The 5543-nt window shown below is 42.4% G+C and carries 3 protein-coding genes; all 3 read right to left on the bottom strand.

Features of this window, described 5'->3' with window-relative positions:
- On the bottom strand, positions 1-274 hold a 274-nt coding region (locus FRX45_RS23050), incomplete at its 3' end, for a hypothetical protein (RefSeq protein WP_226805541.1).
- 167 nt (positions 275-441) lie between these two features.
- Positions 442-2094: a SusD/RagB family nutrient-binding outer membrane lipoprotein gene (locus FRX45_RS23045; protein ID WP_152270844.1), complete on the bottom strand. Its 1653-nt coding sequence runs from the start codon at positions 2092-2094 to the stop codon at positions 442-444.
- Positions 2095-2124: 30 nt separating this feature from the next.
- Positions 2125-5543, bottom strand: a 3419-nt coding sequence (locus tag FRX45_RS23040; protein ID WP_317163144.1) for a SusC/RagA family TonB-linked outer membrane protein, incomplete at its 5' end; no start/stop codon positions are given.

The raw sequence follows: 5543 nt of genomic DNA, 5'->3' as shown, positions 1-5543 counted from the left end.
TACCAGGTAAGCTGATCTGCTGAAAAATATTATGCCTTAATACCTGCTTTTCGCCCTGCGATAAAAAGGGGATATGAAACCCGGTTTCAGCCAAATGTTGAACAAGCTTAAAAGCATTGTTAATAGCGATTTGCTGTGCGGGATGATTTTGAGCATAGGATTTCCAATATAGTTCGGCTTCATCATCGGGCAGCAGTACCCATTGCTGGAAATATTCATCCGCAGCAAATTCTTCTTCTGTAAAGTCCCGGTAATATGCACCCTCCTGTTTCATTGTGGACTTAAGAGAAAGGGTATGGAACGGAGATACTCAAAGCCGTTAACATATTTTTTACACATATTAACATTTCTTTAAGGTTGGTTTTTTTTAATGAAGGAAGGCATAAAAAAAACCCACACCTATTAACGTGTAGGTTTTTGAAGAAGTTAAACGGTTTTAATTTATTGCAGAAGCCACATTTTTGAAAATTCATCGTCTACCGCAGGAGACAAAGTGGCAACTCCTCTGTCATAGGCGTCTTTATTTTGACCGAGCTCATTTCCGGGATAACGGAAGCGGGACGGAAACGGATAAGTGCTTAACCTGCCATTGTTAAAAATATCGGGCAACCTTGTTCTGCGTAGATCTAAGTAAGTTTCCACCGAAACAAGGAACAGACCAAGCCATTTCTGGTCGGCAATCTTTGCCAGCCTGCCCGCATCATCGGCCGGCAAAGCAACCGCCGGCTGAGCAAGGTAAGTACTGATCTGATTATCGGGAATGCCCCAGCGATGCATGGAATACGTAATACCTTTCCGGTAGTAAGCATCGGCATCGCCGGTAATCAACCCCTTAACGCTCGCTTCTGCAAGAATGAACTGCAGTTCATCGCTGTTCATGATCATTGCTTTTAGCAACGGATGGCTGTTCTCTCTTAAAAGCTTTGAAAACCTGGATACTTTAAAGTTTCCAACAACTCCTCCTGCTTCAGTATCATAATGACCATTGCCGTTTTTGAAATCGCCCTGCATACCGGCGATAAAGCCAACATAAATTTTATTTGAATCCAGAATGTTCACAGACTGGGCGGCTATAGCGGGTTTTGTTCTGTCTATATACTCCCATGTTGAACTGTATGTAAAGCCATTTGGATCTGTAGTATTGAACGTAATCCCATTTTGGGCAGGGTTGCTTGTCCAGGGTTTTTCAACCGGTGCCATCCATACCGGCAACCGGGGGTCGTTCAATTGGGTTAGTTTATCAACAAGCGTTTTAGCCGGTCTTCTCCTGTCAAATTCTTCATTGTCTGCCCAGTTATTGGTTCCGCCTTTCCAGGAGTTTTCCCCTGTTGCGCCAATAAATGTAATGGCTGCATTATCATCTGCATCCGTGAAAATGGGAGTTTCAGACGGATTATTTACAATAGCTGTCATTCTTGTACCTGCATCAGATAATTTAGCTGATGCACGCATAAGCAAGCGAAGCCTTAATGAGTTGGCAAACTTTTGCCATTTTACCTTATCGCCGCCAAACATCAGATCATAAGTAGCCGACAGGGGTTCGGTTCCTGTTTTGATCAGCGTATTGGCTTCTTCTAACTCCGCTAATAATCCGGTATAGATATCTGCCTGTTTATCATATTGGGGATACAGGATACCTTCCCTTCCTTTTAATGCTTCTGAATAATAAATATCGCCATAAAAATCAGTCATAAACGAAAACAACAAGGCTCTGAATATGATGAAAATGCCTTTATGCGATGTTGATCCTCTTTTATCGGCAAGCGATATGGAACCATCAATCAGCTTAAGGATGTTCATAGCCGAATACAATTCGGTGGCCGGTTCTTTAAATCCTGAATAGTAATTATCGCCTCCCTGGAAATTCCGTTCCATATATTGAACGGCTCCGGGAAGTTTGCTGTTATCGTATCCCAGTCCCTGGTAAAAAAGAGCTGTTTGTTTAATAACAGACGACAATAAAAAAGGGTCGTTAACAGATTCTACAGCATTCAATTGCTGCTCACTATCATAACTGCGTAATGCGTCTTTACTGCAGGAAGCGATTCCTGCAAGTAAGATAACCGCAAACATTTTTGTCAGAAAAGATCTCATAGTATTTTATTTACATTGGTAATTCAAATATTAAAATTCAACCCCCAGTTTAACACCGAATGAGCGGATACTGGGTAAACTGGCTCTTAGTACACCTTGTCCTGTACCTACACCGCTAAATGCAGATTCGGGATCTTCATGACGCCCGGAAGCATTCCATTGAAACATATTTCTACCAATGAATGAAAGTGTTGCACTGTTAATCCTGAATCTGTTTGTTAAAGTATTGGGTAAAGTATAAGCAAGTGCAATTTCCCTAAGCTTAAAGTTAGTAGCATCGTAGGTTCTGGTGGCTGAAAAATCCCAGATTACATCGCCATAGCTGTTATAGGGTATCTGGTAAAAAGTGTTATTGGGATCTGCGCCGTTTACAATATAATCTGCGTCACCGGGATTATCGCCTGTAAAATCGGGGTTAATAAAAACTCCCTTAGCATAGCTGGCATCGTTCCAGTCGGAGCGTTGTCCGTCGTTATTGTTGTTGATCGCCGCATAAGCGCTGGAATTTTCTGCAGGCCATGGATGCCCTCCCAGGCTCTCGTCTCTTCCGCCGCTCCACCATGGATTGTTAGGGCCTGAACTTAAGGTTGTACTTACTCTTCCGTTAGATTCAAGGTATTGCTGGTTAACAGAAATATATTTTCCGCCCTGGCGCAGGCTTCCTACCAAAGTAAGCGCAAACTGTTTATATCTTAACGTAGTATTCAACCCCAGTATAAAATCAGGATTGTAATTACCCAGTTTGCCACGATCTCTTTCATCACCTGAAGTTTGAAATTCTCCACCCGATCCATCTAATAATGGCATGCCTGCATATTTACCAGTTTTGACTCTTAGAATCGGGTTCTGTTCATATATATTTCCTATCTCTTCCCCAACAGCTATTTTTATCGTTGTTTTTCCATCGTATCCCGCAAAGGCATAGCCGTTGGGAGCAAATTTATCAGATAACCTTGTAATGGTTGCTTTGTAATGGGTAAGCGTAGCATTGATGTCCCAACTCAGGTTTTTTGTTTTTACTGGTGTAATACCCAGTCCCCATTCGTGTCCTTTACTGCGCACATCGCCGATATTGGTTAACATGCCGCTGTAACCGGTTCCTTCAACAGTGGGAATATTGTCTATCTGGTCTTTCTGATCTTTTATAAAGTAGGTAAAATCGAAGCGGATGCGATTTTTCAGCATCCAGATATCTATACCGGCTTCTTTGGTAAGGGAGTGCATGGCTTTAATATCCGGATCAACCAGGGAAGCATTTATGCTCACTGTTTTCGCCGCACCCCAGTTGCTTGGATCATAGGAATAGGTGTCAACAGATCTCCTTCTCGTTAAACCATTTCCCACATCAGCCCATGCTCCTCTTAATTTCACCAGGTCAAAAGCTTCCGGCAGTTTGAATGTTTCTGAAGCTACCCAGCTCAATGAAACGGAAGGGTAGAAGTAATTGATCTTTTCTTCTTTCAGAATGCCTTTCCAGTCATTACGTCCGGTAACGTCAAGAAATACCTGGTTATCATATCCTAAAGTAGCAGTGCCATATGCACTATAGGTTTGGCCTACACCCCAGCCTGTAGCATTCCTGTCAATCAATAGCTGCCCGGGCATTGCATTAAAAATCGTAAATAAAGCAGGTGTAGAAAGTTTATTGGCGTTCATTGTTAAACTGTTATTATTCCCATACCCATAGTTACCACCTACAGATGCGTTTAATGAGAGTTTACCAAAGTTGTTGTTGTAGCTAAGAATAACATCTGAGTTCACTGTAAGACTGTTGTTGTTACCTGTAACAAACTGTCCGTCGCCGTCAGTAAACTTACGATCCATTGCTGTTTTCCCCCAGGAGGTTCTTAGCTCATAATTTTCTTTTACATTTTCCATTCCTGTGCGTACCAGCAATGAAAATGCATCAGACAGCTTCCAGTCTAATTGAATCTTCCCGAAATAATTGTCCCGGCTAAAGCGGTGGATCCTTTCATAAGTAGTCCACCAGGGATTGTCTGTATCAACGTCTACTCCATTATCTTTCATAATAGCGCCGTTTTGCTGTATGCCTTCAAAGCCTGTAAGCCAATAGTTCCTCATTTCGTCAAGAGGCTGGAGATTGGCCGGGAAATTAAAGAGTAAGTTGTTGATTACACCGTTTGAGCCCACACTGTTCGCTTTATTAGGCGAATAGGTGCGGATATAGCTTGAGCTTACCGATATCCTTATATTATTGGTGAGGTTGTAATTGGTATTAAGTGTAATGGATTTTTGATTGGTCTTGGTGTTGGGCATAACGCCTTTGTTATCCATATTGGATAAGGAAACCCGAAAAGATCCTTTGTCGTAATTACCATGTACGCTTATATTATTGGTAATCGTATTGCCTGTTTGGAGATAGGCCTTTACCCTGTTCTCATAATAAGAGATCATCGGTTTGTTTTTCCATTGTTGTTCCTTCACATCCCAGTAGTCGGAAGAAAAGCTGCCATCAAGTTTTGGTCCCCACGTATCTGTATTGTCGTATTGCCACTCAAATGCGCGTTCGCCCTGGCCATAGTCCATTTGTTCATCAATAAACTGGTAGGGCTGATCTGCAAGCGCAGTGATTGTATAAGAAACACCCAGTCCTTTTTTCCCACTTTTGCCGGATTTCGTTGTGATCATTACTACACCATTACCACCGTCTGCGCCATACAATGCGCCGGCGCTGCCACCTTTTAAAATGGTGATGTTATCAATGTCTTCCGGATTTAATTGTGAAATAATATTCCCGAAATCAACGCCGTCTTTTGGTGTGAAGGTTTGCGTACCAACGGGTATTCCGTCAATCACATATAAGGGCTGCCCTTTTATTGAAACATTACCATCAGATTTGGTGGGCATGGCTGTTGTGCCGCGTATATTAACCAATACCGAAGATGTTGGATCGCTGCTGAGACTGGTAAGATTTACGCCACTTACCTTGCCGTCTAAAGATTTCATCAGGCTGGGATTGCCGGCTTTAACCAGGTCTTCTGATTTTACCTCCGCTACGGAGTATGCCAATGATTTTTTTGCTTTGCTAATACCCAATGCCGTTACCACCACACCCTCCAGTTCCTGTGCATTTGCTGCCAGCATAATGTTAACCTGGCTTTTTCCGTCAACGGCCACTTCCTGTGTGGTATAACCAACAGAGCTAATAACCAGTGTGGCTGAAGTGTTGGCTACATTCAAGGAAAAATTTCCCTCGTTATCGGTAGTAGTAGCGTTCGATGTACCCTTTTCACTTACTGTTGCGCCTGCAATACCACCGTTATTATCGCTTACTTTACCTTTTACAACAAAGTCAGCAGTTTCAGCAGCGGCGGTGATCACCGAAGCACTAATTGCAAAATTTTCTTCTTTCTTTTTTTGTGTTGCTTCTTTTATTACATATACTTCTTTCACTTTTTCAAACACCAAACCAGCAGTAGAAAGCACTT

The sequence above is a fragment of the Agriterribacter humi genome (assembly GCF_009192765.1).
Classification (GTDB): domain Bacteria; phylum Bacteroidota; class Bacteroidia; order Chitinophagales; family Chitinophagaceae; genus Agriterribacter; species Agriterribacter humi.
This window is presented reverse-complemented; position numbering and strand designations above follow the sequence as displayed.

Excerpts from the sequence above, each read along its gene's own strand:
- FRX45_RS23045 (WP_152270844.1), bottom strand. The coding sequence starts at position 2,094 with ATGAGATCTTTTCTGACAAAAATGTTTGCGGTTATCTTACTTGCAGGA.